Source organism: Bacillus sp. FSL W8-0629 (assembly GCF_038593225.1).
GTDB classification, from domain to species: Bacteria; Bacillota; Bacilli; order Bacillales; family Bacillaceae; genus Bacillus; species Bacillus altitudinis.
Genome location: NZ_CP151975.1, coordinates 3666477 through 3683464 on the forward strand (window position 1 = coordinate 3666477; position 16988 = coordinate 3683464).

General features: G+C 40.1%; 14 protein-coding genes. 5 read left to right on the top strand and 9 right to left on the bottom strand.

All coding sequences use genetic code 11. The features are described from left to right. Nucleotides 1–218: 218 nt before the first annotated feature. The 4 genes from NSQ17_RS18975 to NSQ17_RS18990 form a co-directional block, all read right to left on the bottom strand. The gene (locus NSQ17_RS18975) at nt 219–557 is read right to left on the bottom strand and encodes a zinc ribbon domain-containing protein YjdM (RefSeq protein WP_017359922.1); all 339 of its coding nucleotides are present in this window, start codon (nt 555–557) and stop codon (nt 219–221) included. A 92-nt stretch (nt 558–649) separates the two neighbouring features. Continuing rightward, nucleotides 650–1789 (bottom strand): glycerate kinase, encoded by a 1140-nt coding sequence (locus NSQ17_RS18980; RefSeq protein WP_342467699.1) that lies wholly within the window; start codon nt 1787–1789, stop codon nt 650–652. A 29-nt stretch (nt 1790–1818) separates the two neighbouring features. Beyond that, nucleotides 1819–3090 carry a GntP family permease gene (locus tag NSQ17_RS18985; RefSeq protein WP_039962847.1) on the bottom strand — a complete coding sequence of 424 codons (1272 nt, stop codon included), beginning with the start codon at nt 3088–3090 and terminating at the stop codon, nt 1819–1821. A gap of 117 nt (nt 3091–3207) precedes the next feature. Beyond that, on the bottom strand, nt 3208–4320 hold the full coding sequence (locus tag NSQ17_RS18990) for a sugar diacid recognition domain-containing protein (RefSeq protein WP_135009499.1): 1113 nt from the start codon (nt 4318–4320) through the stop codon (nt 3208–3210). Nucleotides 4321–4480: 160 nt separating this feature from the next. Between NSQ17_RS18990 and NSQ17_RS18995 the strand changes: the two genes are divergently transcribed. From NSQ17_RS18995 to NSQ17_RS19010, 4 genes are all read left to right on the top strand, one after another. Then, the gene (locus tag NSQ17_RS18995) at nt 4481–5131 is read left to right on the top strand and encodes a TetR/AcrR family transcriptional regulator (protein WP_008347371.1); all 651 of its coding nucleotides are present in this window, start codon (nt 4481–4483) and stop codon (nt 5129–5131) included. A gap of 69 nt (nt 5132–5200) precedes the next feature. Beyond that, nucleotides 5201–6454 (top strand): MFS transporter, encoded by a 1254-nt coding sequence (locus NSQ17_RS19000; RefSeq protein ID WP_342467700.1) that lies wholly within the window; start codon nt 5201–5203, stop codon nt 6452–6454. After that, complete coding sequence (locus NSQ17_RS19005) at nt 6451–8778, top strand: ABC transporter permease (protein WP_160758282.1); 2328 nt, start codon at nt 6451–6453, stop codon at nt 8776–8778. Before NSQ17_RS19000 ends, NSQ17_RS19005 begins: the two co-directional genes overlap by 4 nt. 13 nt (nt 8779–8791) lie before the next feature. After that, nucleotides 8792–9553, top strand: a complete 762-nt coding sequence (locus NSQ17_RS19010; RefSeq protein ID WP_178929706.1) for an ABC transporter ATP-binding protein — start codon at nt 8792–8794, stop codon at nt 9551–9553. Nucleotides 9554–9584: 31 nt separating this feature from the next. Here NSQ17_RS19010 and NSQ17_RS19015 read toward each other — a convergent pair whose 3' ends face one another. Then, entirely contained in the window at nt 9585–9893 is a 309-nt protein-coding gene (locus NSQ17_RS19015) for a hypothetical protein (protein WP_342467701.1), read from the bottom strand. 319 nt (nt 9894–10212) lie between these two features. On the opposite strand from NSQ17_RS19015, the gene NSQ17_RS19020 reads away from it, so the two are divergent. After that, on the top strand, nt 10213–11391 hold the full coding sequence (locus tag NSQ17_RS19020; protein ID WP_024720457.1) for an aspartate phosphatase: 1179 nt from the start codon (nt 10213–10215) through the stop codon (nt 11389–11391). A 93-nt stretch (nt 11392–11484) separates the two neighbouring features. Here the strand turns inward: NSQ17_RS19020 and NSQ17_RS19025 are convergent, their stop codons facing one another. From NSQ17_RS19025 to NSQ17_RS19040, 4 genes are all read right to left on the bottom strand, one after another. After that, nucleotides 11485–12333: a PRD domain-containing protein gene (locus NSQ17_RS19025; protein ID WP_008347382.1), complete on the bottom strand. Its 849-nt coding sequence runs from the start codon at nt 12331–12333 to the stop codon at nt 11485–11487. 31 nt (nt 12334–12364) lie between these two features. Then, nucleotides 12365–13831 (bottom strand): glycoside hydrolase family 1 protein, encoded by a 1467-nt coding sequence (locus NSQ17_RS19030; protein WP_338704498.1) that lies wholly within the window; start codon nt 13829–13831, stop codon nt 12365–12367. A 4-nt stretch (nt 13832–13835) separates the two neighbouring features. Next, on the bottom strand, nt 13836–15695 hold the full coding sequence (locus NSQ17_RS19035) for a beta-glucoside-specific PTS transporter subunit IIABC (RefSeq protein WP_342467702.1): 1860 nt from the start codon (nt 15693–15695) through the stop codon (nt 13836–13838). Nucleotides 15696–16025: 330 nt separating this feature from the next. Then, on the bottom strand, nt 16026–16979 hold the full coding sequence (locus tag NSQ17_RS19040) for a hypothetical protein (RefSeq protein ID WP_217967662.1): 954 nt from the start codon (nt 16977–16979) through the stop codon (nt 16026–16028). Between the last annotated feature and the right edge of the window lie 9 nt (nt 16980–16988).

Here is a 16988-nt window from a genome sequence, read left to right on the forward strand (position 1 = left end):
TTGTGAAGGGGATTAGGCAAAATTTAGAGAATCATCTGCCTTTTTTAAGGTAGAGTTAAGAAAAGCGTGAATTTTTATAAGAAAAGAGGCTTGATTTTTTAAAAAAAGAATGATTTTCAATAGGTACATATGTATGAAATGATGTTTAAGATTATACCTTTCACCTATAAATATCGAAATAAAAAAGAGGCTGATGATCGACAGCCTCTTTTCATATATTATACTTTCTTCACAAACTCCGATTTTAACTTCATCGCGCCAAAGCTAGGAATTTTACAATCAATGTTATGATCGCCTTCGACTAAACGAATCCCTTTGACCTTCGTTCCTATTTTTAAAACCGAAGAAGAACCTTTGACTTTTAAATCTTTAATCACAGTGACCGTGTCACCATCACTTAATAGATTTCCATTCGCATCTTTGACAACAAGCTGTTCCTCTGCCGCTTGTTCTTGTTCTAGCGACCACTCATGCGCACATTCAGGACAAATAAGCATGCTGCCATCCTCGTATGTATAGGTTGAACTGCACGATGGACAATTCGGTAGATTAGACATTTGTGTTTCCTCCAACTTTCTTTTCATTTAGAACCATTTTACCACATTTCTATAGAGAGGAATGTGATAGAAAAGGAAACATTTTTCATCATTTACTTATCTCTTCCAAATGTCATGACAGCCGCAATATTCCTTGCTGTTCTCTCTACATGCACACTAGCATCATGCATGGCTTCAGCCAGAGTCGTGACGCCAGGGACAATACTAAAAAGTGCATCAATGCCATGATCATGTACGACTGCACTGTCTTTTGAGAGGGACCCAGCGATGCCAATGACAGGGAGTCCATATTGTTTCGCAGCTTTGGCTACACCGATTGGCGTTTTGCCGTAAATGGTCTGCTGATCAATCCGCCCTTCCCCTGTAATGACTAGGTCAGCGTCCTTGAGTACGTCAGCAAAATGTACGGCTTTCAGTACAATATCAATTCCCTTTTGCAGATCAGCCTGTAAAAAGCCTAATAAACTCGCACCAAGTCCTCCTGCCGCTCCTGCACCTGCCGCATCACCAAAGGAGACATGAAGATGCTGCTTAGCCACTTGTGCTAAATGAGATAAATTCTTGTCCAACAGTTGAACCATTTCTGTATCTGCTCCCTTTTGAGGACCGAACACAGCAGACGCTCCTCTTTCACCCGTTAAAGGATTATCCACATCACACGCCACTTCCAGACGGACTGATTGCAATCTTGGATCCAGTCGAGATAGATCAATAGTAGCTAATTGATTCAGTGATCCACCGCCCGGCGTGAGGTCTTGGCCTGCTTTATCGAGAAAAGAAGCACCTAAACCTTGCATCATGCCAACGCCACCATCATTTGTTGCGCTTCCGCCAAGCCCAATGATTAAATGCTTCGCTCCTTTATCCAGCGCTGCAAGCATTAATTCTCCTGTCCCTCTAGACGTCGTGAATAAGGGGTTCCGTTTTTCTGGCGGGACAAGATGTAATCCTGATGCTGCTGCCATCTCTATGACAGCTGTCTGCCCATCTCCCAACATACCAAAAAAGGCATCCACAGGTTTGCCAAGCGGGCCCGTGACCACTTGCTTGACAATGGTTCCGCCTGTCGCATCCACTAACGATTGAACTGTGCCTTCTCCTCCATCTGCCATTGGGATTTTCATATATTTTGCATCTGGCAAAATAGAGCGAAATCCTCGTTCAATGGCACATGCTGTCTCATAAGCAGATAAACTTTCTTTAAATGAATCTGGTGCGATCACAATCTTCATCCAAAAACCCCTCGTTTCTCATTAAGTCCTCAGCCGAACAGCTGGAAAATACCAAAGATAATGGTCGATACAACGGTTAATGTCAAACCAATTAACGATTCAAAGGGCATTAATTTCAACCGTTCTTTTATATCCATTTGAACACTTCCTGCCGTTGCATGGAAAAAGCTTCCGTGTGGCATATGGTCTAGCACAGTTGCGCCAGCGTGAATCATAGCTGCGCCTGAAAGGGCAGATACACCAAGACCAATAAGAGTTCCGCTAAATACACCACTTGCAACTGCCGTCCCTGCAGTTGTCGAAGCTGTGGCTGCCGACATAAAAATTCCAGACGTTGGTGCAAGCAAGTAAGGAGGTAATCCCGAAGCGTCAAGCGCCTGAATAAATACCTCTTTCATGGAAGAATTCGATACAATTCCAGCTAATGTACCTGTCCCTAGTAACATGATCGCTACACCTGACATTTTATGCAGCCCTGACATCGCATAATCATTGAGAAACTTCCCTTTTTTCATGAAAAGAGCGCCTACAATTCCTCCTATTGGTAAGGCAATCATTGGATCAATATTTATTTGAAACAACGGCCTCAAAGCTAACAAGAGAATGGTCACAAGCGGGCCTACAAGCGCTTGTAGAAAACCAGGTACTTGAACCTCGCCTTGGTCAGCTCCCTCTTCCAAAACAGGTGTCCCTTTATTCGCAAGCTTTTTGGCTAATACATACGTGACGGCTATCCCGAAAATAGCCGGTATGACACCTGCCGCCATCAGAGAAGTAAGCGGGACACCAAAAGCATCAGAGGCTGCAATGGCATTCGGATTCGGTGACATGATATTCCCCGCCTTCCCTCCTCCAATCATCGCAAGTAAAATACCCGTTTTAGAAAGTTTTGCACGCTTGGCAATGGCAAGTGCGATTGGTGCTACTGTAATGACTGCTACATCTACAAAAACACCCACCGTTGTTAAAATCATTGTTGCAAGTGCGAGTGCTAAAAGTGCCCTCGCCTCTCCAAGTTTTTTCACGATGGCCTCCGCAATAGATAACGCTGCACCCGACTCAATTAAAACCCCTGCCAGTACACCTGCCGCCATGATTCGAAGAACAGCCGGAATCATGTCCTTTGCGCCTTCCATCATGACGTTCACGGTCTGCACAACATCTACACCGCCAACCAAACCGCCAATAAATGCGCCTGCCAGCATGCCATAAGCAGGTGATACTTTTTTTAGAATGAGAACAATAGCGATCACAAGCGCAGTCAATGCGCCCAATGTACTTACTGTCACATCTCCACCCATACTCCATCCCTCCTGATTGTCTTTTCTTAATTGTAAGCGTTTACTCGTCGGGATCGAGTTGTGAATCTAGATGAACTTCTTTTATTTATTTCTTCATCCAGTTGTGCAAATGCACAATTAAGACAGTTGATTGTCCAATTGTGCTATGTACAGCTCCATCAACTGTTTCACATGACGAGGATCTTTTCCGGTCAATGCCTGGATTTTATCTAAACGATATCGCAGTGTATTACGGTGAATAAATAGACGATCAACGATTCTTTGTAAATCCCCGCCCTCTTCAATGTAAACCTTTAACGTTTGAATGAGCTCCGTTTCTTGTATTAGCGGATGATAAAAATCACTCCACCGTTTGCCCTCTTTGGCGGCTCTCGCTTTTATAAACAAGCTTTCAAGCTGATAAGATTCAAAAACATATATGCTTTCCTCTGGATGGAGCACCTTTCCTAACCGCAGGGCTTCTCTCGCATGCTGAAAGGACAACGGTAATTGACTCATGTCCTCAGCGACAGTTCCTACACCCACTAGCACTTGTCCATCAACTGCACCTGCCATTGTTTGTTGCAGCTGTTCGATCACATGCTTGAATTGATGGTCACATATCGGCTGTCTTAACAGGATCAATTCATGACGGAAGGTCATGCCTAGTAAATCATCCGCATTCTTATCGTATTGAATGGCATGCATCATTTTATGTACAGTGTCCTCAGACGATGGAATCGGCTGAAAAACAATAGCCATTCGCCGCTTGTCTAAATCCATTCCAAGCCAGTCAGCACGGTGCTTCAGCTGATGATCACCCATGTCAGATTCGGAGATGAGCTGATTCACAATTTCACTCTCTATTCGCTGCCGCCACTGGAAGCGTTCAAGCAGAAAAGATTGCTCTAAAACGAGCTCAGCTGCCATTTTCACCAGCTCAGCATGATGACGAATGTTCTCTGGCTCACCCGTAATCCCAATGACACCAACAACTTGTTCCCGAAAGCAAATAGGCAGATTGATTCCATGTCTCACGCCTTTTAAGCGGCGGGATGTCTCCTGATCAATCTCCACACTATCTCCGCTTGACAGCACTAGACGTGCTCCATCATGTTTTTGTCCAATCCTTTTTCGTTCACCAGACCCAATAATGACACCATCTGCATTCATGACATTGATGTTTTGATGTAAAATATGCATCGTACGTTCAACCATCTCTTGCGCCAATTCACTGGTTAAAAATTGCATTCAGCATCTCTCCTGAAGGGGTTTTCATTCAATGTATCATAGTGTCATTGCACAATAAATGCAAAGCTAAAAAAAACAGCCATTGACAAAGATACGCCAAAAAGTGTTTAATCGAATCAAGGGACCGACCGACAGTCTAGTCAAAAGAAAGGATGGCTTTATGAGAACCGTTAAACATCCTGAGGAACGCAAAAATGACATCTTAAATGCAGCAGAGAAGCTTTTTTCAACCAAAGGCTATCAGCAAACCACAATTATTGACATCCTCAAAGCCGTTGGCATTGCAAAAGGCACATTCTATTATTACTTTACTTCCAAAGAAGAAGTGATGGATGCAATCATTGACCGGATCATAAAAGCAGATATCATCGAGGCAAAGCGTATTGCCGCTGATCCAGATATCTCAGTGGTTGATAAATTATTTCGCATCATCATGGCACAATCTCCTAAACAGGGCAGCCATAAAGAAGGCATGATTGAACAATTTCATCAGCCTGCTAATGCAGAGATGCATCAAAAAAGCTTGATCAAAGCCATTACAGAGCTATCACCCGTTTTAGCAGAAGTCATTCAGCAAGGGGTAGAAGAAGGGATATTTCAAACGGATTACCCGCAAGAAACTGTCGAATTTCTCCTCGCTTCTGCACAGGTTATCTTTGATGAGGGACTTTTCCAATGGACCACAGCGGAAAGCATACAACGAGCTCTAGCATTTATCGCAATCCTTGAAGCCTCATTACATGCAGAAAAGGGGAGTTTCTCCTTCCTTCTCCAACGTTTAACTGGAGAACCGGAAGACAATAATCAGTGATTGGTCACTTCAATACCAATCCTGCATACATTATAGACTGACGGTCGGTCTAAAAGGAGAGTGATTTTCATGTCGTTATCAGCCAAAAATGGTTCCACCCACTTTATCTACCTCGTGCTCGGGCAAATTATTTCCGTTTTCGGGTCTTCCTTGATTCGTTTTGTTCTATCTTTACACGTCTTGGATATAACACATCGTGTTGATTTATATGCTCTGCTTTTCGCTTTATCCAATATCCCGCTCCTCCTTTCGCCATTAGCTGGAGCAATTGCTGACCGGTTTAACAGAAGAAATTTGATGATTTTATTTGATGTTCTTACTGGCATTATGATTCTGTCTTTTTATTTCTGGTTATTTTCAGGTCATGATTCACTTTATATGATTGGAGCCGTCATGATTCTCCTTGGTGTCATGAGTACGTTTTATGCTCCTGCTGTGATGTCCAGTATTCCTCAACTAGTGAAAGAAGAAAAATTAGAACAAGCGAATGGCATCGTGAATGGCGTACAGGCCCTTTCAGGTGTTGTCGCTCCTATCATTGGCGGCGTTTTATACGGACTCATTGGGAGCCAGGTCATCATAGGCGTTAGCAGCATTGTATTTTTTCTATCAACATGCATGCTTTTACGGTTAAATATCTCTTTCTCACCTAGCCCACTCGCAGAACCGATGACCAAAGTACTCTTGAAAGATATGAAACAAGGCTTTTCCTATATCGGAAGCCAGTCATTTTTAAAAAGAGCCATGCTGCTTGCAGCGCTACTAAATTTCATCCTCACACCATTTTTTATCGTTGGAGGTCCCATTATTTTAAGGGTCACAATGAAAAGCAGTGACATCATGTATGGAATAGGAATGGGCATCATTGAGTTTGCCGTCATCGCAGGCGCCCTGCTAGTTGGTCTTGTAGCGAAACATTGGCGGATTCCTACTTTGTATCGCTGGCTGCTCGTCATCGCAGTCATTTTGCTGCCTGTTGCTTTTTCAACATCCAAGATGGCTCTTCAATTTGGTACATTTCCAGCCTATTTTCTCTTTTTAGCAGGGTGTCTCCCAATTGCCATGCTGCTCACCATGATTTCGATCGTTGTCATCTCACATGTGCAAAAGAAAACACCCAATGCTCAATTAGGAAAAGTCATGGCCAATCTAACAATGGTCTCTCAATGTGCTGCACCGCTCGGTCAAATGATGTATGGGTTCTTGTTCAACACTTTTTCCGCTAGCATGTATGTGACCGTGTTAATCGTGAGTGCCTTGATGTTTGCACTTGCCTTCCTTACAAAAAATATGCTTCGACATGAAGGAGAATCAGCCTCATGAGATTGACGTTTATCAAGAAAGACCTAACCCGCCACCGTCTCATTTCAATCGGCTTAACCCTTTGCATCATGATGACATCATTTTTAGCAACAAGCGCTGCGCAAATGACGGCCCAGCTGAATGGTTCCATTTCTGATCTACTCCAATCAGCCAAAGCACCAGACTTTGTCCAAATGCACGATGGCAGCTTAGATGAAAAAGCGGTCGATATATTTTCAAGTAAACAGTCGATGGTGAAGGCACATCAAATTGTTCCAATGATTCCGATCGAACACGTCAGCATCAAGTTCGGGCAGGAGCCTGCTCAAGCGGGTGTGATGGATCATTTATTTGTAAAGCAAAATCGCTATTTTGATTTCCTTTTAAACGAACGAAATGAAAAGCTCACTGTCAATAAAGGAGAAGTAGCAGTCCCTATTTATTTTCAACAAAAATACCATTTAAAGATTGGCGAAAGGTTACTCATTTCAAAAGGCTCTCATCAATTCTCTTTTCAAATCAAAACGTTCTTACGAGATGCCCAAATGAATCCAAGTCTTGTCAGTTCAAAGAGGTTTCTTCTGCATGATGCGGACTGGGTAGCACTGAATCAAGTGTTTCAAAAAAAGGAGTACTTAATTGAATTTTTATTGCATGATGCTAGTCAAGCAGATGCTTTTCAATCACTCTATCAATCATCTGAGCTGCCACAACAGGGGCCTGCTGTCACATTACCCCTGCTTCGCATGCTGAATGCCCTAACAGATGGTATGGTGATCGCCATTCTCCTTCTTGTTTGCTTTCTGCTCATTAGCATTTCCCTCCTCTCTCTTCGTCTCGCTATGACCGCCGCTATAGAAGAGGATGAACGTGAAATTGGAATCTTAAAAGTACTAGGAATCCCTTTATCAAAAATCAAACAATTATACGTTGGGAAGTATGCTGTGCTTGCCTGTATAGGGTGTATAGCAGGATATTTGATGACACTCATGTTTGGTGATTTGTTTACAGCCAATATTCAGCAATATATGGGGAATCGCTTCTCTTTTATTCATCAGGTGATTCCGCTTTTGGTGTCAATTTTGACGGCAATGATCGTCATCTCATTCAGCTATACTGTCCTAAGGAGATTTGGTCAAATATCAGCCGCTCAAGCTATTCAAGGCGGCATAAGCTCACCAAGCCGTAAAAAACAAATTCCTATGTACCTCCAGAAAAACAGATTCCTCCCAGTCAATTTTTGGTTTGGATTGAAAGATCTGTTCTCGCGAATAAAGATGTATTCAACAATTACCTGTATTATTGCGCTTTGTACATTTTTAATGTTAATGCCGATTCAGTTATGGTACACATTACAATCACCCGATTTCGTCACATATCTTGGCTCAGGAAAAAGTGACCTTCGAATTGATATTCGGCAGGGAAATCATTTAGAGAAAAGTACAAATAAAATAGAGTCTATGATTAGCGTAGACCAAGACATTCAAACATCTGCCGTCTATGAAACAACTTCTCTACAAGCCAAAACAATGGAGAATACATTAGAAACGCTCTATTTAGAAACAGGTGATCTATCAGCATTCCCTCTCACCTATTTACAAGGACGGGAACCGTTGAAGGAGGAAGAGATTGCTTTATCGGTGTTGAGTGCTGACTCACTTCAGAAAAAGATAGGCGAAAAAGTCACTCTCGCCACAAATGGACAGCAAGTTCAAAAAATGGTTACCGGCATTTATCAAGACGTCACCAACGGAGGGAAAACAGCTAAAGCATTATCTCAGCCTTTTCCTCATTCATCCCTTTGGAAAACCATTCAAATACAATTAAAACAAGGAATAGATATGGCAGAGAAAAAAGCAGCACTTGAAACAAATATGTCTCCTGCAAAAGTGACAGATATGAAAGAATATGTGCATCAAACAATAGGAAGCACCGCATCTCTAGTAAAAGTGATTGCATTATTTTCAACCATCGCAGCTTTTGGAACAGCCAGCCTAATGTTAATGATGTTTCTGCACATGTTAAGGGCGAAAGATTTAAATCGTACTCACTTGTTAAGAACGATTGGTTTTTCTCAAAAAGATTTAACCTATCAATACTTAACAAGTTTTATCGTCGTTCTCTCTATTGGCGCCTTCATTGGAGCAATCACTGTTCATACTATTGGTCCGGCGTTGATGAGTGCAGGCGGAGCATCATTAGGAGCATCCAGCCTTCAGTGGTTAGCCCCGAAATGGGTTTGGATCGTGTATCCTCTCCTGATGTTTATGGTGAATTTAACTGTCATCTCGTGGTTATTGAAGTCCTTTTTTTCTAGTAAAATCAGTCGTCATACTCTTTCATAAGGAGATGTTTCACATGGAACAATTAATTGAAGCGAAGCAATTGTCTTTACAAATTGATTCATTAAAAGGACAAAAACAGACCATTCTTAGAAATATTCACTTAACCATTAAACGTGGAGAATTTGTCACCATTATGGGACCTTCAGGGTGCGGAAAAACCTCTTTGCTTTATCAACTTAGCGGTATAGAGACATCCTCCAGAGGGGAAATCAAATATAACTGTCAACTGCTATCAGAAATGACAGACAAACAGTTAACAGCTTTGCGCTTATCAGAGATGGGATTCGTCTTTCAACACAGCCACTTACTAAAAAACCTCAATCTATTTGATAACATCATTGCTGCAGCTTACTTAGCGAAGAAAATGCCGAGAAAAGAAATCAATGAACGAGCGAAATATTTAATGGAGAAACTTGATATTGATCATTTAGCTGATAGATATTTATCAGAAGTATCAGGAGGACAGCTCCAAAGAGCCTCTATCTGTCGAGCTCTTATGAATGAACCAAACATTCTTTTTGCCGATGAGCCCACAGGTGCTCTTAATTCAAGCACCACAAAGGAAGTCATGGATATTTTTTCACAAATCAATTCTGAAGGAACAACTCTGCTACTCGTCACCCATGATCCAAAAGTGGCCCTTTGCTCTGAAAGAATTTTGTTTATGAATGACGGTGAAATTTCAGCCCATTTAAATTTAGGAAAATACGATCGCTTTACCGCTGAGAAACGAGAGGCCTTGTTAAACAAGTGGTTACAAAACTTAGGGTTTTAATTGGTGTCAAACAGGCAGAAATCTGCCTGTTTTATTTTTTCTTACACTCAAAGGAGTAATCCATAGTCAAACTATTTGTTTCTAGTATGATTTTGCCGTCTTCTTGTTGACAAGATTCTGTCAGCAACTCAATTTCTTTGCTATAAAAGTATCTCTTTGAGATATAAAGAGTGACTAAAACAAGTAAAAGCGTCGTCATCACAATTGTCATTTGCCAGTTTAACATTTGAAATCTTTTTTTCATTTCAACATCCTTTCTGAAAGGTAAACACTTGTCTCGGATATTCACCTTTCTCAGTAACTTCCAGTTTCTTCCCCCAAAATCATCTAGCAACATCATAACTGATTTTCCCTTCTAGATCGACCTTTCATTCTTCTTCTCTCATAGCTAAAATAGCTTTATTTCATATATTCGGAAGGTATTTTCGACCATAAAATTAAAACTAATAGTATCTATCACGTTTTTAGACTTCCAAAAAAAGATTTTACTCATTTGAATAAACAATCAATCATCAATACAATAACGTACATCTCATGACATAAGGTCCTTTTTATTACCTCCTGTCAATCACCTCCCAGAAACGATTATATTTTACCAAAAATTGTGATATCGTTTTTTATTGAAACAGGCGAAAGGATGTTAAAGAGGTGAAATTTCCATGAAAATCATTTCAGCTGAACAGGTGGGGAACCGTTTAAATGATTGGCGAATTGCCATTCGTAAGCATGATGTGCACAATGCAAAGACAATCTACACAGAATTAAAGGAATTACTTCAAGAGATGGAAGAGAATCAGGAGGTCTTGACCTACTATTCATTGCTAGAAGGCAAGTTTAAGCTCATGTTATATGAACGAAGAGGTAAAAAACTGAATGAACCGACAGTGCTAGAATACCCTTCTAAAACAAACGACTTAATTGAATATTATTTTTACCTATATAAAGCCCTTTACGCTTCATATAACAGAGACTATGCATCAGCCATCGGACTGTTTAAAATTGCTGAGAAAAAACTACAAAACATTCCTGATGAAATAGAAGTAGCAGAATTCCATACGAAGGTCGCAAACCTATATATGATGCTTCGCCAAAGCCTGATTTCACTTCATTATATTCAGAATGCCATCGATATTTTCAAAGGTCATGATGGCTATGAAAGAAGACTGGCAGCAGCTTTTGTGATCGCAGCCACCAACTTCATGGATATTGGCGATTTCAAAAGAGCTGAGAATTACTACACAAAAGCATTACACATCTCAAATCAATTAAACGATCATTTTTTAGCATCACAGCTTTATCACAATATCAGTATTCTATATGCCGAAGTTGGAGAATCAAAAAAATGTATTGATGCCCTAGAAAAGGCTCTTAGTGATGATGACTACCTTTCATCTTGTTATTTCGAACACTCCATGTTTATGTTACTAAAAGAGCTACTCTCCATTGATGAAAAGTCGCAAGCTCTCTATTATTTTGAATTGGTCAAACAAAAACAAGAAATAGACAGAAACCCCATCTATACAGCAAAAATGAATTTTCTCTATCACCTATATTTCACTGAAGACATATCCAAAAAAGCTCAAACCTGTTTCGATGACATCAGTATTCTGAAAGAATTAAAGGATGTTGAAGGTGCCCGTGAATTAAGTGCACTAGCTGCCAAACACTTTGAAGAGCTAGGTTCAATTCACCAAGCATACCTCTTTTTGAAGGATGCCTATCAATTAGAACACACTACACTTAATTGGAGGAATTATGATGAAAAAAGTGAGTTTACTCATTTTCGCTTTAGCCATCGTTGTTTTCGGACAAACGGTGTCTTACAATTCGTTAAATGATACAAATCTTGGCCCAACAGAACGACCTATCGGAACATAAACCGATACAATACAAATAACCACTTGCCTCGTTACAAGGCAAGTGGTCCACATTTATTTTAGTTCTTGATAAGAAATGAGGCGGTGAATATGTACCGCCAGATACGTAAGTTCGTCATTAGGAATAACAATACTATGCACCTGTTTAATATAATCTTTGATTTTGAAAGCTACATCCATCGCTTGAGGATACAAGTGTGCAATTTGTTCAAACAACTCATTTTCTTGATCTGATAATAATTTATTTGCGTAAAATCTTTCAACAAAGAATTTCACATGTGTAATAAATCGGCTGTAATGAATATTCTCTTGATCCATTTTCATATTCAACGTATAGCGGACAAGATTCACAATACTTCCGATCATCTTGGCATACTTCATGCCATCTTTGGAATCGGACTCTTCACCTAACGCATTAATTAAATGGAAGGCGATATTGGCCGCTTCTTCCTTTGGTAATTGTATGCCCAATGTATTGTTGACTAACTCAAGCGCATAATTACCTACTTCAAATTCTTCGGTATAGTAGTTTTTGATTTCCCAGTATACTCGATTTGTAATATTAATATTCTTCTTGTGCCGTTCTACTGCAAAATTCAAGTGGTCCATCAAGGTAAAATAGACACCAGAATTCAGACTTGAGTTTAAGCGTTTTTCAGCATATTGAACAATATGCTGAGTTAAATCGATAAACTCTTGCGGCATTGAATCTAACAGTTGGAGAAATTCCTTCGCTCTCATGTTATCGACAGACATAAACACTTGATCTGCCTTCTTTTCTTCAATCATTTGACCTGGTTTTTGTCCATAACCAATCCCCCGGCCGAATAGAACCATCTCCTGTTGGTTCTGATCTTCAGCCAGAACCACACTCGAGTTTAAAACTTTTTTGATTTTAAACATCGTCATCACCTGTTTTCATGATTGTGGTTTTTCAATCAAGCGATTCACCATTTGTTTCAATGACCTTTTTGTACCAATAAAATGAGTCTTTACGAGAACGTTTTAATGTACCGTTTCCATCGTCATCTTGATCTACATGAATGAACCCGTATCGTTTTGACATCTGTGATGTACCTGCACTTATAATATCAATTGAGCCCCAGCTCGTATATCCGAATAGGTCAACGCCTTCTTCCACCGCTTCTCTCATTTGGCGGAAATGCTCTTTGAAATAGTTAATACGATAATCATCGTGAATTGATCCATCACTTTCAACAACATCTTTTGCACCCATGCCGTTTTCTACAATGATCAGTGGTTTTTGATAACGATCATATAATTCTATTAAAGAAATTTTCAGACCAACCGGATCAATTTGCCATCCCCAATCAGTAGATGGAAGGTAAGGATTTTTGACCCCACGGATGGTATTTCCATCCGTTTTTTCTAATCCTTCATCAGCTGATTCAGTTAAAGACATATAGTAGCTGAACGAGATAAAATCTACTGTATTTTCTTTTAAAATAGAAAGATCATCTGATTCCATTTGGATATGAATGTTTTTTCTCTCAAGCATGCGCTTGATAAGCGGCGGGTATTCACCAAATACCTGAACATCTGCATAGAAATAGTTTTCTAAGTTTTGTTTCAATGCCCGCTCCACATCATTTGGATGACAAGTGTGCGGATACGTTGTTAATTTTGTCAGCATACACCCTACTTGACTGCCTGGTATGATGCGATGACAATCTGCTGTTACGAGTGCAGAGGCAATGAATTGATGATGGAGTGCTTGATAAACCGTTTCTTCCTCTTTCCCTTCTGGGCAGCGATCAGGAATAATTCCTGCTGTAATAAAAGAGTGGCGGTGAATACTATCTATTTCATTAAAGGTAAGCCAATATTTCACATCATGTTTATAGCGTTCAAAACATACATTGGCGAACTTAACAAAGAGATCAACGACTTTTCTTTCAACCCAGCCATTATATTTCACGCTCAGTGCTAACGGCATTTCATAATGTGACAGTGTCACAATCGGTTCTATGTTGTGTTTTTTCATTTCTGCAAATAAACGATCGTAAAATTGGAGTCCTTTTTCATTTGGTTCTTTCTCTTCTCCAGTTGGGAAGATACGGCTCCATGCAATAGAAATGCGAAGAGTTTTAAAACCCATTTCTGCAAATAGAGCCAAATCCTCCTTATAGTGGTGATAGAAATCAACACCTCTGCGTTTTGGGTACTTTTTATCATCTGGGTCTTTCATCGCTCTATCTATATTTTCAGAAGTAACAGCTAGATGCCCTTCATAATCTTCTACACTCAAATTAGACCGGTACATCGCAATATCAGCAACAGATGGGCCCTTTCCATCTACATTCCAAGCGCCTTCTGCTTGGTTGGCGGCAATGGCGCCGCCCCATAAAAATCCTTTTGGAAAACCTTTTATTTTCGTCATATGTTTAGCCTCCTAATTGGGTGATAACCATCAATGTATCTTCGCGATTGACCTCTTGTAATGGCTGTACCTTAATATCATATTGATCTGTATTCGTGATGACAGCAAGCGTAACTGGATCGTATCCTGCTTCCATGATTTTTTCTACATCAAATTCAATGAGTAAATCCCCTGCTTGTACACGATCTCCTGCCTGCACTTTTGGATAAAAATACTGTCCTTCCAACTGTACAGTATCAATGCCAATGTGGAATAATACTTCCACCCCTTTGTCCGTTTTCATACCAAGTGCATGGTTTGTTTCGAACAGCAAGGTGACCTCACCATCTACTGGTGCATATAACGCTCCTTCTGAAGGAACAATGGCAATTCCGTCTCCCATGACCTTTGAAGAGAAAATATCATCTTTTACTTCAGATAGAGAGATCATTTGACCAATCACAGGGCTTTTGAAAGTTTCCCCTGCTCCAATTTGTTCAGCAAATGCATCTTGATCATTTGTCTTTTCTTCTACTTTTTTATCCTTACCTAATACAAAAGCAGCGATAAAAGCAACAACGAAGGAAATGACAGCTCCAATGACAGCAAACATTAGATTTCGTGGAAGCTCATCTGATATAAACATCGACATACTTGCTAATCCAGGACCAACAAGTACAAAAGCTTGTATACCAACTAATCCAATGAAGATCCCGCCAACAAACGAACCAATCATGACACTTCCAAGTACGCGTTTATTTTGAAGTGTCACACCATACAAAGCAGGCTCTGTGATGCCAAAAAATGCTGAAATTCCTGCCGAAATGGCTGTTGATCTGAGTACCTTGTCTTTCGTGCGTAGTGCCACTGCGAAACATGCTCCACTTTCCGCAATATTATGCGCAAGTGATGCTGGTAAATAAAGCGCTTCTTTCCCGAGGTTCCCCATCGTTGTCACTGCATAAGGGACCATTGCTTTGTGCATGCCTGATGCAACCATAAACGGGAGTACCGCTGCTAAAATTGCGACAGCTACCCAGCCTACTGTATTAAACATCGCAAGAATAACGGATGAAAACCCTTGTCCTGCTGTAAAACCAAGTGGTCCTAATAACAGTAACGTAACTGGTACAGTAATGACTAATGACATCATTGGGACAAAGAAAATCCGAATTGGTTTTGGTGAAAATCGTGTGAAGAATTTTTCCATTTGAGCGTAAAGCAATACAGAAAGGATTGCTGGAAACACTTGATACGCATAAGCTATATTTTTTACGTCGAATGACATTAATTGCGCACCTTCAGTAAGCATGGCTGTCATGTTCGGAAGAAGGAGTGCACCGACTGCTGATAATGCGACCAGTGGGTTTACCTTTAGTTTATTTGCCGTTGTGACAGCGACTAGTAATGGCAGAAAGTATAGTGGTGCGTCACCCACCATATTCAGTATTTGATAGGTTTGGCCTTTTGCATCCACCCAGCCTAATAAAGAGAAAAGGAGAAGAAATGATTTTAAAATCCCTCCGCCTGCGATAGCCGGAACAAGCGGCTGGAAGACACCCACAATGAAATCTAATAGAACTGTGCCTGCTTTTCTTTTTTCTTTTGGCTGATTGGATGGCACGCCTTGCCCGGATGAGCTGCCGCCCATTAAATTTGTTACCTGTTGATACACTTCAATCACGTCATTCCCAATGACCACTTGGCATTGTCCTGACATTCTGACAGCTATGACACCTGGTGTTTTTTCTAATGCTGGTACATCTGCTTTTTTCTGATCAATTAGTGTGAAGCGAAGTCTTGTTGAGCAGTGTTCAAGGTGTGCAATGTTTTCTTTACCACCTACATGCTGTAAAACATCTTTGGCGACTTGTGTGTAATCCATTTTTCCTCCTCCTTTTCTCATACATGAGACCTATATTTTGGCAATAAAAAAAGGACCTAAAACGACAAATTAAAGAAATTCATCGTTTTTAGATCCTGCCTGCATGACCAGTCACATGTCTAATTTATTTATATTGGATTTGTTTTTAGTATATATTGATTATATGAAAGCGTCAACATTTATTTTTCTGAAATTTATTAAGGTCTATATACCTAAAATACTTTTCTTTATTTACTTAAAGCAACTCTTTTGTTCTTTCTATCATCAATCAACAAAATGTTTCTCCATAAAAAACCAGATAAGTTGATTCACTCATCTGGTTTAAGATGCCTATTTTCTCTTTTCTTCTGCTTTCTTTTTAAATGCTTTCGCTTGTTTTTCATATTCCTTTTTCGTGACAGCTTTTAACTCTACCGAATCGCCTGTCATGATATATGGTTTAGGGAGTTTTTTATATTCCTGACGCGTGAAAGCTCTTAACTCTATTGTACCGTTGGTCTTTTTAATTGGCAGTTTGATTGATTTTGCATCTCGATCAGTCGAACCTATAAGTACACCTTGTTCAATTATAGGATCATAGCTCATGTCTAAAAATCCTCCACCATCCGTAAAGCCTCCGACTTCTAATTTCATTTCTTTATATGGCTTACAACCATCTTCAGAAACAGTTGTTATTAGAAAAGAGCCGAGCCATCCATTCTCAATATGCATGCTTTCCACTTGTAAAAATAGTTGTTTGTCCTCTGCCGTATATAGAAAACCATATACCTTCGCTACTTTATCCCTGAAGTGTCTCATATTGTCATAAAATCTAGTTTCTGATGTATCAACTAGATGTTGATGTCGATCTTGAATTTTTTTGTGATACGAATCTAGCTTTTTTCGATTGATTGCTTTATATATCCTGCTTTTCTTATCACCTTGTTTTTTTACAGATAGGTCTTTCCCAGACATTTGAACTTCGTATATGATTGTTTCTTTGCCTTGTTTGACTCGAAATTCATAACCGTTTTCCTTTGAACTCCCGGACACTACATATTGTTTTTTATATATTTTGGGATCCCACCATATTTCTTCTATATACTTTTCATTCAAATGCCCCGTTACTTTGCCTTTATTCTCAGATATCTCAAACCAGCTCATTCTATCCTTCGTTTTATACGCAAATGCATAGGCATGATTCAATGAATTCTTTTTTGCGATCGCTTGATATGCTGTCCAGCCGCCTCCACCTAAGATGAGTACTGCCAGGATAGACACGACCCACATTTTCAGTTTACTCATACGTACCTC